This window comes from Bacteroidota bacterium, from assembly GCA_016183775.1.
Lineage (GTDB): Bacteria > Bacteroidota > Bacteroidia > JABDFU01 > JABDFU01 > JABDFU01.
This window is the reverse complement of the sequence record JACPDY010000149.1, coordinates 1-16529: the sequence shown is the minus strand read 5'-3', so window position 1 is coordinate 16529 and position 16529 is coordinate 1. Positions and strand designations below refer to the sequence as shown.

The 16529-nt window shown below is 38.6% G+C and carries 11 protein-coding genes and 1 pseudogene; 1 reads left to right on the top strand and 11 read right to left on the bottom strand.

All coding sequences use genetic code 11. The features are described 5' to 3' along the window. Positions 1 to 57: 57 nt before the first annotated feature. From HYU69_16495 to HYU69_16465, 7 genes are all read right to left on the bottom strand, one after another. Positions 58 to 1566: a thymidine phosphorylase family protein gene (locus HYU69_16495; GenBank protein MBI2271941.1), complete on the bottom strand. Its 1509-nt coding sequence runs from the start codon at positions 1564 to 1566 to the stop codon at positions 58 to 60. 7 nt (positions 1567 to 1573) lie between these two features. Then, complete coding sequence (locus HYU69_16490; GenBank protein MBI2271940.1) at positions 1574 to 2164, bottom strand: hypothetical protein; 591 nt, start codon at positions 2162 to 2164, stop codon at positions 1574 to 1576. After that, a complete protein-coding gene (locus HYU69_16485; GenBank protein ID MBI2271939.1) occupies positions 2161 to 4785 on the bottom strand; it encodes a cation-translocating P-type ATPase in 2625 nt (874 codons plus the stop codon). Before HYU69_16485 ends, HYU69_16490 begins: the two co-directional genes overlap by 4 nt. A gap of 429 nt (positions 4786 to 5214) precedes the next feature. Continuing rightward, positions 5215 to 6237 (bottom strand): hypothetical protein, encoded by a 1023-nt coding sequence (locus HYU69_16480; protein MBI2271938.1) that lies wholly within the window; start codon positions 6235 to 6237, stop codon positions 5215 to 5217. 86 nt (positions 6238 to 6323) lie between these two features. Next, complete coding sequence (locus HYU69_16475; protein MBI2271937.1) at positions 6324 to 7319, bottom strand: T9SS type A sorting domain-containing protein; 996 nt, start codon at positions 7317 to 7319, stop codon at positions 6324 to 6326. A 208-nt stretch (positions 7320 to 7527) separates the two neighbouring features. Beyond that, on the bottom strand, positions 7528 to 8352 hold the full coding sequence (locus HYU69_16470) for a penicillin acylase (protein MBI2271936.1): 825 nt from the start codon (positions 8350 to 8352) through the stop codon (positions 7528 to 7530). Positions 8353 to 8519: 167 nt separating this feature from the next. Next, the gene (locus tag HYU69_16465; GenBank protein MBI2271935.1) at positions 8520 to 9224 is read right to left on the bottom strand and encodes a hypothetical protein; all 705 of its coding nucleotides are present in this window, start codon (positions 9222 to 9224) and stop codon (positions 8520 to 8522) included. A 220-nt stretch (positions 9225 to 9444) separates the two neighbouring features. Here HYU69_16465 and HYU69_16460 point away from each other — a divergent pair. Continuing rightward, positions 9445 to 10852, top strand: a pseudogene (locus HYU69_16460) (IS1182 family transposase). Between the two features lie 196 nt (positions 10853 to 11048). On the opposite strand, the gene HYU69_16455 reads toward HYU69_16460, so the two are convergent. From HYU69_16455 to HYU69_16440, 4 genes are all read right to left on the bottom strand, one after another. After that, positions 11049 to 12920 carry a T9SS type A sorting domain-containing protein gene (locus HYU69_16455; protein ID MBI2271934.1) on the bottom strand — a complete coding sequence of 624 codons (1872 nt, stop codon included), beginning with the start codon at positions 12918 to 12920 and terminating at the stop codon, positions 11049 to 11051. A gap of 273 nt (positions 12921 to 13193) precedes the next feature. Next, a complete protein-coding gene (locus HYU69_16450; GenBank protein ID MBI2271933.1) occupies positions 13194 to 14108 on the bottom strand; it encodes a hypothetical protein in 915 nt (304 codons plus the stop codon). Beyond that, positions 14108 to 15025 (bottom strand): restriction endonuclease, encoded by a 918-nt coding sequence (locus HYU69_16445; GenBank protein ID MBI2271932.1) that lies wholly within the window; start codon positions 15023 to 15025, stop codon positions 14108 to 14110. Before HYU69_16445 ends, HYU69_16450 begins: the two co-directional genes overlap by 1 nt. Positions 15026 to 15155: 130 nt before the next feature. Continuing rightward, the coding region (locus HYU69_16440) for an OmpA family protein (GenBank protein ID MBI2271931.1) at positions 15156 to 16529 on the bottom strand (1374 nt) is incomplete at its 5' end.

Below are 16529 nucleotides of genomic sequence, written 5' to 3'. Positions count from 1 at the left end.
CCTTCCAGGTAATAGGAGCACAAAAAAATTTAGAAATTTCTTTTTTCATACTATTTTTTAGCTAATGTTTATTATGTTATTGTTGTTTATATTCATATATTCTATTGCATATTCTAATTGTCCTTTTGCATCTGAATATATCGAAAAAAGAAAATCCCCTTTTGAAATCTTCATATCTAATGGTGCGTTAAATAGAACTCCAGCACCCGGCGATTTTGGTGCCCCTGCAAGTTTGGCAATACGGGCCAGTTTTCGGTTGTCAATTTCTGTTACAATTCCGTTTTTTTCAGAAAGTACGTCAAAACGATATTGTCCGGCCCGGGGCTCGGTAAAACCACCTTGTGTGTTGCAGATCGATAGAAATTTCTCAAGCGCCCTTCCGCTTTCAAGAATTTCTTTTGCAATTTGCTTTTCTTTACCCTGTTCGAACTTTCCTGACATTGACAATAACTCTCCGGCAAGTATGAGTGAACGTTCTTTAAGATCTTTCGGACAACTTGTTTCATTTCTTAGAACGGAAAGGATTTCCATTGCTTCCAGTGCCGGGCCTATCCCTTTTCCAACAGGCTGGCTTCCATCTGTTATAAGAACATTTACAGTTAAACCAATTGCTTCTCCAACAGCTTTAAAATAATATTGAAGATGTAATGCTTCTTCATTGGAGCGAACTTTTGCGGTTTTCCCGACCGGAATATCAATTAATACATGCGTAGATCCTGCGGCCATCTTCTTGGAAAGAACGGATGCGATCATTTGCCCTTCGCTGTCTATATCAAGCGCCCTTTCAACTGAAATAAGAATATCGTCAGCAGGACTCAATTGCATAGAACCGCCTCCAACAAAACATCCATTCTCTTTTTCCACCACTTTTCTCATTTCTTCAATTGTTAAGTCTACACGGGTAATCGCATCCATAACGTCAGCGGTTCCGGCAGGAGAAGTAATTGCTTTAGAAGATGTTTTGGGAATCATTAAACCCGCTGCAGCAACAATGCTGACAACAATAGGAGTAGTGCGGTTTCCGGGAAGTCCGCCTACGCAATGTTTATCAAGCACCATACTTTTGTTCCAGCTTATTTTCTCCCCGGTATTAATCATGGCTTTTGTAAGTGATATTATTTCATTCACGGAAAGATTGTCATCTGCACAGGAGGAAACGAAAGCTGATAATTCAATATTGGAGTACCTGCCTGCTACTATGTCAGAAATAATTTCATGGAAAGAATTTTCATCTAACTCTTTTCCGTAAATTTTAGCACGAACCCTGCTCAACGATTCAATGTGATCAAGGTGAGTAATAATGACTTCATCATTATCTTTTACTTCCAACCGTTTCATTGCTTCTTTGGAGAGGCCGGCTTCATTGTGATGAATTATTTCAGAATAAACCACATTAATTGTGGCAATAATACTTTTTCCATTAAAATTCACAACTACTCTTGTAAGGGCTTTAAACCCTTCGGATTTACATATATGACAATCTGCACGCATATAAATAGTATTCTCACGATAGGTGTCAATGCCAATGTCTTTTACGCTTAATTTATGAAGATGTTGACTGTTCATTTTACTTCTATTTATTAAAGTGTTTTTTAGTGTCTTTTAGCATACTTTTCACGCACCAAATAGAATACCTTTTTCCTAATAAAAAGCCCGGAATATTTTTTGATTTAGTATATAAAATACCAAGTCTGGCAGTTGTGGTTCCATCGTTATTTCGTTTTAGTTCCAAATACATTTTGAACCACGAAATTACGATCATTTTTGCATCACCAATGGTTTCCCAGGTTTTCGACTTCCCTTCATCCCATTGGGTAACAATAACCGTAAATTTCACTTTCATTCCCATTGCTTTTCCGGTCCATCTGTACTTAGTATTTAAACCGGTTTTATGTTCTGTAAGCCATTCCAACCTTAGTTTGCTTCCTGCCATTTGTACGCTATTTTTTGTCATGTGCATACCTGTATTGCTGATATCATCCATAAAAGCGAATACCTCTTCCGGCTTTGCATTCACGATAACTGTTTTTTCTGTTTTTCTTACTTTCCCGGGAGGTGGATTTAAAGAATCGACTTGCGAAATTTCCTGAGAAAATGCAGAATTAAATCCTGCACAAAATAAAACAACAAGAAAAATGTTTTTTACAAAAAATGTGGTACTCATTGTACGATTTTTATTTTTTTTGCAATCTGAATAATTATAAGCGAAATAACACCTGCCGCTATTGAAATAAACCAATCACTTGCAGACATTTCATAAAGCGACAATACTTTCCTGACAGGTTCAAAAACATATATACCAATTAAAATAGCCACGGAAAAAGCTATTGCTCCCCATATATATATATTCCTAAATACTTCTGATTTGAAAAAGGAGGGACCGCTTCCCATATTTAACACATGCAGAAGCTGTGAAAAGATCAGGGTAAAGAATAATATATTATTACATAATTCAGCGTTCCATATTTCTATCTTATGAACCGTTAAATGACTAAAAAATACTGCTCCCAGACTGACTGCAGCAATAATAATTGAGTAAAAGAAAACATCTATCCATCTTTTTCTGTCAATTATTGGCTCATTCATATTTCTTGGTGGCTTTTTCATTGTCTCTTTGCTTCCTTCCGTCACTCCCAATGCAAGTGCCGGAAGCGCATCCGTGATGAGGTTGATGAAAAGAATCTGAAGCGGGAACAACTGAAAATGGAAGTTGAATATAGCGGCAGTAGCAATCACCATTAACTCACTTAGGTTACAGGAAAGTAAAAAAATGACAAACTTCCTTATGTTTTCAAAAATGATGCGCCCATGTTTAATAGCCACAACAATCGATGAAAAAGAATCATCTTTTAATACCATGTCAGCCACTTCCTGTGATACCTGTGTACCTCTCAATCCCATTGCAATACCTATATCTGCTTTTTTCAGTGCAGGAGCGTCATTTACTCCATCTCCTGTCATCCCGACAATGTTTTTCCTTTCCTGTAAAACCGACACGAGATCAAGTTTTTGTTTGGGACTTACCCGTGCAAATATTTTTGTATCAAGCCAATTTGATTTCTCCTGTTCGGTCAGATATTCGTAATCTTTCATTTCCTTTCCGACCATTGCTTTGCAATTATTATTATCAGCAATTCCTAATTTCAAGGCGATATTTTTGGCTGTGGCCGGGTGATCTCCGGTTAACATTATTATATTAATGCCTGCCGTTTTACATTCTTCGATTGCACGAAATACTTCTTCCCTTGGTGGGTCGATCATTCCAAATAAGCCAACAAATACAAGTTCAGCAGACATGTTTTTATCAGAGGATGCCTCAGGCTTGAATGCTCCCGCAATAACTCTTAATCCTGAATTGGCAAGTTCTTCCGCTTTTTGCGCCCAATATTTTCTTTTTTCAGCATTTAGTTTTGTAATACCTTCCTTTTCTATAATACGATCACAATGATGGAGTAATTCCTCCGATGCTCCTTTGGCATAAACGGTAAGATCATTTTCGGTTTGATGGAGTGTAACCATTATTTTAGTTTCTGAAGAAAAGGGCTCTTCCTTTATTTTAGGAAATTTACTACGGTAATTCTGGACATTAACGGCATTTTTTAAAGCAAATTTCAGCAATCCGGTTTCAAGAGGATCTCCAATTTCTCTAATGGTGCCATTGTTATTTTGTAATTCGGCAGTATTGCATAAAACGGCTATTCTGTTAATGACTTCCAAAACTTCAGCGGTTTCGGCAGAAGTAACTATTTTATTTACTTCTATTTTATTTTGCGTAAGCGTACCCGTTTTGTCCGTACATATTACGTTAGTTCCACCGAGCGTTTCTACTGATGAAAGCTTTTTTACGATCACATTGTATTTTGCCATCTTTATCATCCCGTGTGCCAATGCCATCGTCGCAACAATGGGCAAACCTTCCGGTATGGCAGCAACAGCTAATGCAATGGAAGTTTTAAGCATTTCAAGTAATTCCCGTCCGTTCACGAGGCCGGCAATAAAAATCAGTACTACCAATGCGAGTGTGACCCAAATAAGTTTTTTGCTGAACTGTCTGAGTTTTTTTTCTAAAGGTGTAGCGGCTTGTTCTGCTGAATGCACCAAATGTGCGATCTTTCCAAGCTCTGTATCCATGCCTGTATCTGTAGTAACCATAAAACCATTTCCTTTTGTGGAATAGGTTCCTTTGTACAGCATGTTTGTTCGTTCTGCAAGGATGATTTCACCGGTTAATTTTCCGGCCTGTTTTTCTACAGGCAGGGATTCGCCTGTGAGCGCTGATTCATCAATCTGCAATTGTGAAGTCTTAAAAATTCGTCCATCTGACGGAATCAGGTCACCTGCTTCAATATAAATCACATCTCCCGGAACAATATCTTCGGCATTTATTTCTTCTAATTTTTTATCCCGGAGAGCTTTGGCAGGGACAGCAGATAATTTTTTCAGCTCATTCATCGAACGTTCTGCCTGGTGTTCCATATAAAAGCCGATCATCGCATTAATCAGTATCACGGCAAGAATAGCAATTCCATCCAGCCATTCACCAAAATAAAAAGATAGTCCGGCCGCGATTAAAAGAAGCCCGATAATCGGGCTTTTAAATTGACTAAAGAAAATTAGCCATAAGCTCTTGTTTTTTTTCTCCAGTATTTTATTTGCACCGTATTTTTTGAGGCGCATAGATACTTCTGATTGAGACAAACCTATTGCAGCATCAGACTGCAAAGCAGAAATAACTCCTTTTGCTTCGGAAGAATAGGGTGTAATATTTAGTTTAATGCTTGCCACTATTTACCAAATAGTTGTAAAATTGACGGTGTCTTGTAAGAATGGAATAAAAAACGATTAAGATCATCCATTGAAAAACAGGGTTTACTTGAATAAATATCTACATACCTGCATTTACAATTGCTGATTTTAACCAAGCAAAGACATGATTTTCATCAGTTTTTATTACAATCTGCCGAACGGGAAGGAAGGTAGGGCAATAGCTCTATTTTGGTAACAACAATTACGTTGGAACGATTAACAAAGCATGGTTACGAATCAATGCTCGAACATTACCTGAAAGTAGCTCCACAACTTAATAAACCACTGCATACGCGACCCGCTTGGTTTATCCTGAACGAAGCTGAAGGGTACTGTAGTGTGAGAGGTACACTCGGTCAGATTCTGCTGGCGGAGGCACCTGCTCAATTAGTTGCTGCTCTTTTTTTGTCAAGGTTTAAATCTTTCAAATGTTTGTCCGTTGAATTTATATACCCCTGTCTCGTGAGTGGCAAGCCATAGGTCGCCATTGTTATCTTTATAAATGGAAAAAACAGTAATGTCTTTTGCCCCATCCTTAACAGGATAATGGACGATGTTCGGTCCATAGCGCCATATTCCATCGTGGTAAGTAGCAATCCAAAGCTCGTTATTGTTGTCTTTGGCAATGGATAAATATTCATTCAGACTACCATTGTTCTTTCCGTCTAAACTGCCTATGCTTTTTTCTCTGCTGTAAAATGATTGTTTGTCCGTTTTGTTACCATAGATATTGTAGCGATACATTGTATTGAACCAAAAATATCCGTCTTTGTCTTCAATAATGGAGCGAACCCCATTGGCAGGTCCATTGTGAAGTTCTGTAACATCTGGTTCAGAAATCCAATCAAATGTTTTTCCATTATAACGAAAAACATCTAAGGGGTTAGTGCCAAACCAAACATTTCCTTTGGTGTCTTTGTAAATACTGTAAACAGCATACGGATTGACATGGTTGGGATGTCTCGGAACTTGCAACTTGTAAAGAACACTATCATACCGATAAACAAATCCTGAATCCCAGCCTTGTCTGAACCACAAATCGTTTGGTTCTAACTTCCATTCCTTGCCGGAATTGACAATGCTTAATGTGGTGAAACGTTGTCCGTCAAATTTGCTGATTCCTTTACTGGTATTGATGTAGATGTTGCCTGAATTGTCTTCTTTAAGCTCTTCAATTCTGTTGGCAGGCAGTCCGCTCTTGGTTGTAAAATGAAGGATTGTTTTTCCGTCATACTTATATAGACCGTCTTGCCAACTTCCAAACCAATAATTATTTTTCTTGTCCTGATAAACGAGCATTATATTATTTCCAAGCTCTCTCACAGTGTCGCCAACGGTCAATGAGGGAGTTTTGTCAGCAGAATGGAAAGTGTTTTGTCCGCTACAGGAAGTTAACAGAGTCAGTATGCTTACGAATAAAAGTGCGTTCATATTTGTCGGTCAGTATTTTTAAGTTTATATACCCGCAAAACTGTCCTACGAAGCACGTCACCGCCGCTTTTGGCAAGGTGCTGTTGTCAGTCGGTGATTATTAGTTTGTCTGTTATGATCGTTTTATTGGCTTGCATTAGCTGAATAAAATAAAGTCCGCCTGGTAAATTGTCACGTGACAAAGTAATTGTCTGTCCCGAAATATTATTTATTTGTTTCACTTGCTCTCCCAATGAATTATAAACTGCCAGGATTGCGTTTTTTAATGTATTGTCTGTGTGCAACGTTGTTTGTGAAGAAAAGGGATTAGGATAAACGAGAAAGGCAGTCAGCTCATTTATTTCCTTTATGCCTGTCGATGTATTATTGGATTTGCTGCCAAAAACAAAATACAGATTTGAAACTCCGGCATAGGTCAAACGCAACAAAGGGACTTGTCCGCCTTGTTTATACCAAATGTAGCTAGTATAAGTATTTACAGCGTGTGAACTATAAGCTGTATCTCTTTCAATTTTCTTAACTCTAAAAACATTGGAATACGATTTTCCATTAGGCATATTTAAAGTGCCAAAGCCATCATACAAAGTTGTTGTTTTTCTTTCTCCAACAAGCACAGAGGACGAATAAACGAATGCGTTTATTGTAGATGTATTGTTAAATAGAATTGGAAAAACAACTGTTCCTATTGGAGGCACATAATTAGTGCCAGCCGAGATATCTCCTAATCTATGAGTATATAATGTATCATTACTATAGCTATACAGATTTACTTTTTGTCCAGTTGTACCGGTGCTGTATTCTTCAATTGTGGCCTTGGTAAAAGGGGAGCTAACTGCGTGCGTCTTTATTCGAAACGAATCAACATCTATTAGTTTTTGAACATTAAAGGGTAAAGAAGAAAAATTCCAATTGTAACCATTGCCTGTTTCCGTATCAAGATTATTTGTGACAGCATGGTAACTAAGGTACATAAGGGTGTCTCGGTCTCCAATATTTGGCATATCAGAACTTGTAAAATTTGGTTGCGCATAGATTGTCGAAAATGCAAAAGCACAAATAATTGAGAGTATTGTTTTTTTCATTGTGTTAAGAGTTTAACATGAAATTCTATTTCCCTACTCGTCAGGCTTTTCGGTGACGCCCCGTTTTTAAAGTGGTCGCTGGTCTCCACTTTTATATTTTTTCTTATCAGGCGTGAGTGGTTGTTCAGGAACTATCAAAGTTAAAATTTATTCGTTTGTGTCCGCTTGTCGTTGTCGTTTTTCAGCATGGGCATAACGGTCGTTTTTATTATAGTTTAATTTTTCTTTTTTTTCCTGTTTGTAATTCTTTTAGTATGTCCAATTTATGAATTTTTGAATTGTCGAGTTTGTAAACTAAAATGAGCTTCATTTCTGTCAAGTTAATAAATGTAGAATACAGAGTACCACCAACTTTGCCTGTTGAATCTGTTTGTGGCAACTGAACAACCTGTCCTATTACATTACCAACGGCTTTTAAGTCAATGGTATCCTTAATATCCCTTGCATCTAAATCGGCTAAACCTTTTTGAATAATAGGGTATCTCCAACAAGTCATTTCATTTTGGCTTGTGTCAGAAAGATTAAAATTTGTTGCCACAAGTTTGTTGTTTTTTATTTCAATTACTTTTTTGAATCCGTTTATCCATTCAATAAGTACAGCTCTTCCGTTTCTATCTCCAAAGAAAATATGTGCATTTTTTAAGGCTATTTTTCTACATTCCAGGAAATCAATTGCTTGCTGTACTGTTTCACATTCAGATAAGATTTCGTCCGTTATATTACTTTTTTGAGGGCCCGCATACCCTTCCGGTATTTTCTGTTCAGGTGTTACTGCTCCGTCTAAAACTAATCCTTTATCGTTGACACCGCCCTGACCAAAATTATTCCAGCCGTACCAAATCCTTCCAAATTTATTTTTTGTGCCCGGGTTTATTTGAATATAAGGTTTTACGTCATACCAATAGTCTTCATTGTTTACGAAATAAACATTACCTGTTTTATTGTCTATATAGTAAAAAATAGAACAGGCGAAAGTTTCCACTGAAAAAATTGTGCTAAATAATAAAAGTATTATTGGTTTTAGACTTCTCATTCTTTCTGTATTTCTCTGTGGGTTGTCTTTTTAAAATGCAGCATAACGGTTTGCGGGTTTAAGAAGTTGGCGATTTCGGAGCACAAAACTGTCTGCCAGCACTGCACTTGATACGAAGCATTAACCACTGAACCCGCTTTTTTGCCAAACGTCTGTTATGGGCAGTATTACTTCTTCTCTTGTCCACAGTCACCAATTATCTTTTGTTCTATTAAGTCAAATGATTTGTCATACTGGAAGTCAAAAGTGTCTCTAAGTTGTCTATAAGTTGAAACGTAAAACTCATACATGCCATCACTACTCACTCGTCCTGCGTGAAAAACACCGAGAATGTCTCTTGATGGTTCGTCGGGATTTTTTTCTGTCGTCCACTCTTCGTTGTAGTCCCGCACATCCAATTGAGGCAAGAGTGTCTGTTTGCCCAAACTGTCAACTAAGTAATATTGTTGGTCAATGAAACCTTGCTTGTCTGCAAACTGTGAAAGTAAAATGCCAGTCGCAGGTATTTTATATTGTCGTCTGTCGTTCGCAACTTCTTCTTCTTGTCCGCACGGTTTGTTGAAATGAATGTGAATTTTTCCTCTATAGTCTTGAGGTATTAAGAATGTCTCTGCTGGTGCTTTTTTATATTGATACCAAAGGAATTGAAAAGCGATATAAAAAAGAAAAGGTGCAAGTGTCCAAATGAGCTTTGTTTTTACTTGTCTGTCGCTTAACCAAATTAGGAGTAGTCCAAGAAGAAATGTCCAAAGTGGTGCGAGGTATAAGTATAGCGTATAGGGTGAGAAAGTCGCAGCACCAGCTCCAATTATTAGAAAAACTGTCCCAACGATGAAAAGTCCTTTGCGTTTGTATGGTTTACGGTCGCTCATAAATATTGCCTATAACGGTTTCGGACTTTGCGTTGGTGGGCTTTTGAAACCGAAAACTGTCTACCAGCACCAAAGTTTATTAAATGCTCAAATGTTTCTATTCGCACTGTCCGCCCACTAACCCAAAACCCGTGTGCCTGTTGCACAACTAAGATACGAATGTTAATTACTTTGTAAAAAAAGTGCTTGACAATTTGAGTTTGAGCCTTATAATATATTCATGCAAGGCAAAAAAACGATTAATCCGAAAATGATGTACCAGGTGCATCTGGAGGATTTAGTTCCCAAAGAAAATTTCTATCGTAAACTTTCATCGGAACTCGAGTTGCAATTCCTTTACAGAGAAACAGAAAAGTATTATGGCAGCGAAGGTCAGGAAAGTATTGATCCGGTTGTGTTCTTCAAAATATGTCTTGTTGGTTATTTAAACAACATCAATTCCGACCGAAAACTTATTGAGCATTGTTCCGATTCTCTCGCCATCCGTTTATATCTTCAATATGATATAGACGAACCGTTGCCATGGCATTCCACCATCAGCCGTACAAGACAGCTCTATGGAGAAGAAGTGTTTCTGGCCATATTTAAAAAAGTGTTATCCCTCTGCATTGCTAAAGGCATGGTTCGCGGCAAACGCCAGGCGATAGACAGTGCGTACATAAAGGCGAATGCTTCGCTGGATTCTTTGAAGGAGAAAGAAGTGATGGACGATGTGGAAGCCTATTCCGAAGAATTAAATGAAAACTCAGAATACAAAGTAACAGCGAAAAAGAAAAAAGAAGTAGAACAACACCATGCATGGAAAAAGGAAACCTACAAGGGTCAGTCGGGTCACAGAGGACCACACACATTATTCTCCTACGGATCCTGATGCAAGGATTTCGGTAAAACCAGGCAAGGCCAGACAAATGAATTAGAGTGGACAAATAGCGGTGGATGATGCACATCATGTTATAACAGGGGCCATGGCCGACCATGCCGACAGAGGGGACAGCCAGAGCTTGCCTCAGATACTTGAGCAAACCATAGAAAACCTGCAAAAAGAAAACATCTCTGTTGAACAGGTTACAGCCGATACTGGCTATTCCAGTGGAGAAGCATTACGGTTTATTGAATCTAAAAAGATTGATGCTTACATTCCCAATTTCGGTCAATACAAAAATGAAAGAGAAGGGTTTATTTATAACAAAGAAAAAGATCAATATGATTGTAAGCGAGGTAACAGAGCTGTTTTGCCAATGAAAAGAATAGGTCCCAACAGCAATAGCTATATTCAGAAAACCTACCGCAGCAGCGAAACCGTTTGCAAAGATTGCCCCATTAGAGAAACCTGTATAGGTAAAACCAAATTCAAAAAGATTGATGACACCATAGACAAACCGTTTTACGACAAGATGTATGTTAAAATGCAAACCCTATACGCCAAACGTATCACCCGTATACGAAGCAAGACCGTGGAGCCGGTACTGGGAACGTTGGTAAATTTTTTAAACATGAAACGCGTGAATACCCGGGGCATCAAACAAGCCAATAAACATGTACTGATGGCTGCCCTTACTTACAATCTCAAAAAGTACCTGAAGTTTGAAGTGAAAAAAGTTCATACAAAAGTACTGGCACTCTGCCGGCAAGCCAGCATAAACTTTAAAACAGCTTTTTTCGGCTTCATGGGGGCGTATTTAGCAAACACAAAAATTTGAGTATAAAAAATCACGCGAAAAATCCGTCTTCCCTATAAGTCGGCTATTGATGCCGCCTTTTTCTCAAAAATTTTTCTAAAAGGAGGTTGTGCAACAGCTACTGCTGTTATGCTCTGTGCTGTTGTTAGTCGGTGATTACTAATTTGTCTACTGCGATTACTTCATTGTCTTGTGTGAGCCGAACGAAATACAGGCCGCTTGGTAAGTTGTCTCGATGAAAAATGATAGTCTGTCCAGCAAGATTGTCCATGTGCTTAACTGTCTGACAAATGGAATTGTAAACTGCCAACGAAGCATTTTTAAAAGGCTTGGCTGTCTGAAAAGTTGTCTGGGAGGAAAAGGGATCCGGATAAATAAAAACAGAATTTGTTTCCGTATTATTTTCCGAAATGCCTGTTAGTATTCCACATGAATCTATGTAGTCGGTTAGTACTTTATATTTTTGTGAAGTAGTTTGGTAAATATTAGAAAGAATACCCATTGGCCCTGCACCTGTAATTACAAAATGATTGAACAATTTGACATTCGATAGGGTTCGCAATGAATCCAGCCAATCATTATACAAATTATACATCTTTACATCGGTTTGCAATGGCGCAATAGCACTTGAAACGGCAGTACAAGTTGTTTGATTGGTAATGTGCGGGCCACCTTCATAAAAAACCAATTGCTTACCATTTGCAAGTGAATTAAATTGGTTTAATACAGGCATTTTATTAGCCATTCGCGCTCTTCCTATTCCTATTAATGTATCTATTAACTGCGGCTGTGTCCATGTAGATAAATTCGCGCCTGTTGAACAGTTTGTATTCATCCAGCCATAATCAGCCGAAATAGGCAGTATATAAGCATCACATGAAATGGCATCATATGCGCCTCCGTTGCTGTTCATATAAGTAATCATCGTTGTCATATCTCCAACCCCTATATTGCTTGCCCAGCCCCCTAAAACACGAACTACCCGGGTTGGCATTTGAGTTAGAAAAACAGTATCCCATATATCAAAGACCTTTTTGAAATGCCATGCTGTTTTTTGAGCATGGTTAGTTAAAGTAAAAGAAGAATTATTTGGGTCGTCTATCCAGTTATAATTTGTCAGCCATATCTGATTGGAAGTTTCATTTGAATACTCAAGGTAAATTTTAAGATTAGGATTCAGATTGTCGCGAAACATAGTTGCCAGTGAATCTATATAAGCAGAATCTACTTGTGTGGGAACGCTTATCCAGCAATTTTTTTGCATAAGATTGCAGAGCTCGACTACATATTCCCAAGCAATACCCCTGTTATTCATTGTTCCTCCCGAACCACTTTGGGTGTAATATGATGGCTTCCTTCTATTTTGCCATTGTACCTCAGTGTTTGTATTCATGTTGTTCCATTCCATAAAGCGCAATACATTAAACGGAGTTAATCTATTCACAAAATCGGTGTTGAAAATCGTTGAGAAGGAATGGCCCGGCATCATCACTTTAATGTCGCGTATAGGATTATTCACATCGGACAAAACAATTTTCATGATAATGCCGGTATTACTTGGAGTCACAGTAATAGTTCCGCTGCCCGTTGTAATATCCGCACCAGAAGCATCGCCTCCGAAGCGCAAAGTTCCGTTGCCGGTGTATGAAACATTATAAGTCCCGGAAGGATAATAATTGTAATTGCTGTTGGCTGCGTATGTGTTAAACAGCATTCTTGCACAAACTCCATTGCCGGATATTGGCACCTCATTCGGATACCCATCCGTATTAAAAGTAAACAAAGTTATTGAGCTGTTATTTGTTGTGGTTGCTATCCCAGTTGTGTCTTGTCCGTACCACTCATCACATTCTTTTAAAACATTTGCGAACGGTTGCATGAAATCAGGATTGGTCGCACTCGTTCGGATGCTGAAAAGATTCATGCCGATTTTCATCCGGCAGGTGTCGGTTGTTTGTCCGTAAATGAAAATTGTGCTTTGCAGGCAAAGAACAGTAGAAAGATAAAGTTTTTTCATGTTTATTTTTTTAGCATTAGATTGTATTGACCACTATTTGTCGTAAAGGTTTAATTGTCAAATTATAAAACTGTAACGAACTGTCCCCTGTTAATGTTACACGCTGTCGGAAAAGAGCGGATCGTCATAGCATAGGGCATAACGGTTTGCGGCTTGGCGTTGTGCGGGTTTTCGGAGAAGAATTTGTCGGCAAGACAAATGCTTATTTGGAAACCCGCACTCCATTTTACTTGAATGCCCGCATAACGCCAAGCCGCTGTTATGTGTAGCCTTTTATTTTCTTCGTTTAATAATATGTTTTCCGTCTGCCTTGTGAGTTATTTCATTAAAATAAATAATTGGTGCTGTCCTAACTTTTTCAATGAAGCCAAGTGATTGTTTTCCTTGAAGCTGTCTGATTAGCCGTAATAAGCCACCAACTCCTTTTTTTGCATAATTAAGATGCTCTGCAAATTCAGTTATTGAATAGCCCAGCGAAGGACTGTTTATATGAGTCATTTCATTTCTCAATCGTCTCAGATTTTTAAAATGAATCCATTCTGCTCCACCGTTTATAGCTGTTAAGTCTTTTCCTGTCGAAACTTTTAAAAATAATTCCAGTCTGTCTTCCAATCTGCTTGTCCTTTGCAATTCCTCAAATTCTTGACTATTTTGACCACGAAATTTATACAGCAAAATATGTCTATTAATAAATGCGTCAACAAGTGCAATGCAGGAAGTCAAGTACGCTCTATAATATCGTGTGCAAAAGGTAAAATCGTATTCATTGCTGAATAAACAAATCTCTTCCCGGTAAAACATTATATCTTCTGAAATTTCGTATTCAACGGGCTGATCTGTCATCGGAGGCTTTAATATTCTTGAGAAACCAGCGTATGATGAGGAAATCGTTCCAAATGCCATTGTCGGTGATGATATGCCAAATGTGCCTCCGAATATATCATCCGTCCTGTCTATGTTACCTTGAATATAAGCGACAACTCCGTGTTTTCTTGCAATTGAAAATAATTTTTGAAAAGTAACAGTTTCCTGTTTGTCGGGTGGCCCAAATAAAAAGGACGCTCTTTCCCAACCACCTTTCGGAGATTTAATGCCATTGTTCAACAAAGTTTCTGTCACCAGTCTTTTGGCTTCGCCAATTGACAAGTGATTTTCTTCAATTTCTAAAAAATATGGTTCATCCGCCATTACTCTTCTCCAAAATAGTCGCTGTCGATTTTTTTAACTTCATAAGTCTGCTGAGAAGTGCAACCAAGATTATAATCAATCATTAGTTGAGCCAACTGTTCACCGTCAATAAGAACAATTTTAGTTTCATTTCTCGGAGTGTAGTCCAACGCTTCCTTTGTAAAATTGGATGTTGTGATGAAGATGCCTTTTTTAGCACCCTGTCCAGCTAAAGCACCAACAAATTTTTGAATTTCTGGTCGTCCAACTACATTGCCTGGCTTCCAACGCTTTGCTTGAATGTAAATAATGTCAAGTCCGAGTTTGTCTTCCTTTATTGTTCCGTCAATTCCTTCGTCTCCGCTTTTCCCGATTGCTTTTCCAGCGTCCTTTATTGAACCACCGTAACCCATTTTGACTAAGAGTTCTACTACAAGTCGCTCGAAAAATGCGGGTGAAAGTTCAACAACTTTATTGAGCAATTCCGAAGCTAAAGATTTTCTTATGCGTTGGTATGCTTTGTCGAGATTCTCTTCAGGTGTCTGCTCACTCGGCTCTTGGGTTGTAGTTTCCTCTTCGGTGTCTGTCTCGCTGCGACTTGCATTTTGAAACTCAAGAAATTCAGAAAATTGTCTTAAATATTTTGCGTCAACGCGAGGAAGATTTTTCTTTAAAGTTTCAAGTCCACGGTCGGTGATTACAAATGTCGCTCGTTTCGGTGAGTCAAGAAGTCCAGCCTTTTTCAAATATGTCTTTGCCCAACCAACTCTATTGTCAAAAATTGCTTGGTTGCCACTTGCTAAAAGTTCTTTTCTTTCTTCGTCAGTTACTTTAAACTCGGTCGCCAAGTTTTCTATTAAGTCTCGGTACTTGTGTTCTTGTCTGTCGGCAACCAGTTTTAGAAGTGGAAGCATTAGTGATTGATAGTCTGGAATCATATTTTTCGTCTTAGTTGTCCGTCTTTAAAGGTTACACATAACTCCTTTATACCCGATATAAACCTTCGCTTATCTCCCAATTTTGGGTAGACATGCGAAGGTTTTCTTCGTTTTTTTCAATGTAATTCTCTCACTTCACATACACCCTAAACTCCGTCCTTCTGTTCTTCGCATGTTCTTCTTCGGGGCAGTCAACGCCATTGCCGCATTTATTCATGAGGCGGGTTTCACCGTAGCCTGTGCCTGCTATGCGTTTTTTTGCAATACCATTTTGGATGATATAACCTGTAGCGGCCTGGGCCCGTTTTTGTGAAAGAGTAAGGTTGTATTCGTCTGTTGCCCTTGAGTCGGTATGTGAACCAATTTCAACTGACAGCTTGGGGTTGTTCTTCATCAGGTCAACCACCTTGTCAAGTACTTTGCGGGCCTCTGGCAGCACTTTGTAGTCATCGAGGTTATAATAAATGTTCTCTACAATATTCACGCTGTCGTTCCTGCCCTTTTCGTTTTGTTTAAACTGCAATACCTTTAACCAGGGGTCATCAACATAAGTGCTGGAAATACTTTTATAATCCCCGGCCAAAAACTGAAATTTAAATCCGGCATCTTTTTTAAAGTGTATTACTTTTATCACAACGCCAGCCTCATTGGTAAAGATCAGCTTCTCAAGGTCTTTAAAACGCGGGTCGTTTTCATCTATCTGAAACAAAAAACTTTCGTTAAAGGGAAGAGCGGTAAATAAAAATCCTCCGTTGGGTTTTGTAGTAATACTTTGCTGTACCTGGCCCCTTTCATTAACAAGATCGATCTTCGCATTGGACAATGGCCGCGACAGTGTATCGGCATATAATCTGCCCTTCATATCCATGCGTAGTTTGGTGTCATCTACCTGCAGGAATGATAACTCATTATTGTCACCATTAAGCAGTGTGAATTTGAACCCGCCTTTTGAGTCGGACTTAATGACCTTAATCTCTTTAGCTGATGAATTGGTCAAAATGATCTTGCTGTTCGGCAAAAGGTCTCCATCACTTTCATCGGCGGCAATAAAATAGGTTACATCGGGGTCGAGATCGGTAAAAACAAATGAACCAAAACCATTGGTAACAATGGTCTTCACAATTTCACCTTTTTCGTTCAATAGGTTTACCCTTTTATTCGCGTATGGCTTTGATGGATTTTCGCCAATAAGCAGCGTGCCGGCGATCTGGCTGGCATAATCGATCAGCGAATCGGGTTTCAATGCGACAAGGTCGGCCGGTAATTTCTCGAACACAAATTTTTGTCCGTGATCGTTAATAACTGTTACCCTTAAAATTTTATTCAGTTCATTGGCTAGGTAGTATTTTTTGTTGGGATTGAATTTCACATCGCTTTCATCCATTTTAACCAGGTACTGTAAGTCCGGGCTCAGGTTTTCGAACTTAAAGAAACCGAGGCTGTCCGTTGAGGTTACTCCAAGCACTTTACCATCTTCGGAAAGCAGCAGAACTTTAATGCCTTT

Bases quoted from the DNA above. Each gene is read 5' to 3' on its own strand.
- HYU69_16495 (MBI2271941.1), bottom strand. From the start codon at position 1,566: ATGAACAGTCAACATCTTCATAAATTAAGCGTAAAAGACATTGGCATT.
- HYU69_16490 (MBI2271940.1), bottom strand. From the start codon at position 2,164: ATGAGTACCACATTTTTTGTAAAAAACATTTTTCTTGTTGTTTTATTT.
- HYU69_16480 (MBI2271938.1), bottom strand. From the start codon at position 6,237: ATGAACGCACTTTTATTCGTAAGCATACTGACTCTGTTAACTTCCTGT.
- HYU69_16475 (MBI2271937.1), bottom strand. From the start codon at position 7,319: ATGAAAAAAACAATACTCTCAATTATTTGTGCTTTTGCATTTTCGACA.
- HYU69_16470 (MBI2271936.1), bottom strand. From the start codon at position 8,352: ATGAGAAGTCTAAAACCAATAATACTTTTATTATTTAGCACAATTTTT.
- HYU69_16465 (MBI2271935.1), bottom strand. From the start codon at position 9,224: ATGAGCGACCGTAAACCATACAAACGCAAAGGACTTTTCATCGTTGGG.
- HYU69_16455 (MBI2271934.1), bottom strand. From the start codon at position 12,920: ATGAAAAAACTTTATCTTTCTACTGTTCTTTGCCTGCAAAGCACAATT.
- HYU69_16450 (MBI2271933.1), bottom strand. From the start codon at position 14,108: ATGGCGGATGAACCATATTTTTTAGAAATTGAAGAAAATCACTTGTCA.
- HYU69_16445 (MBI2271932.1), bottom strand. From the start codon at position 15,025: ATGATTCCAGACTATCAATCACTAATGCTTCCACTTCTAAAACTGGTT.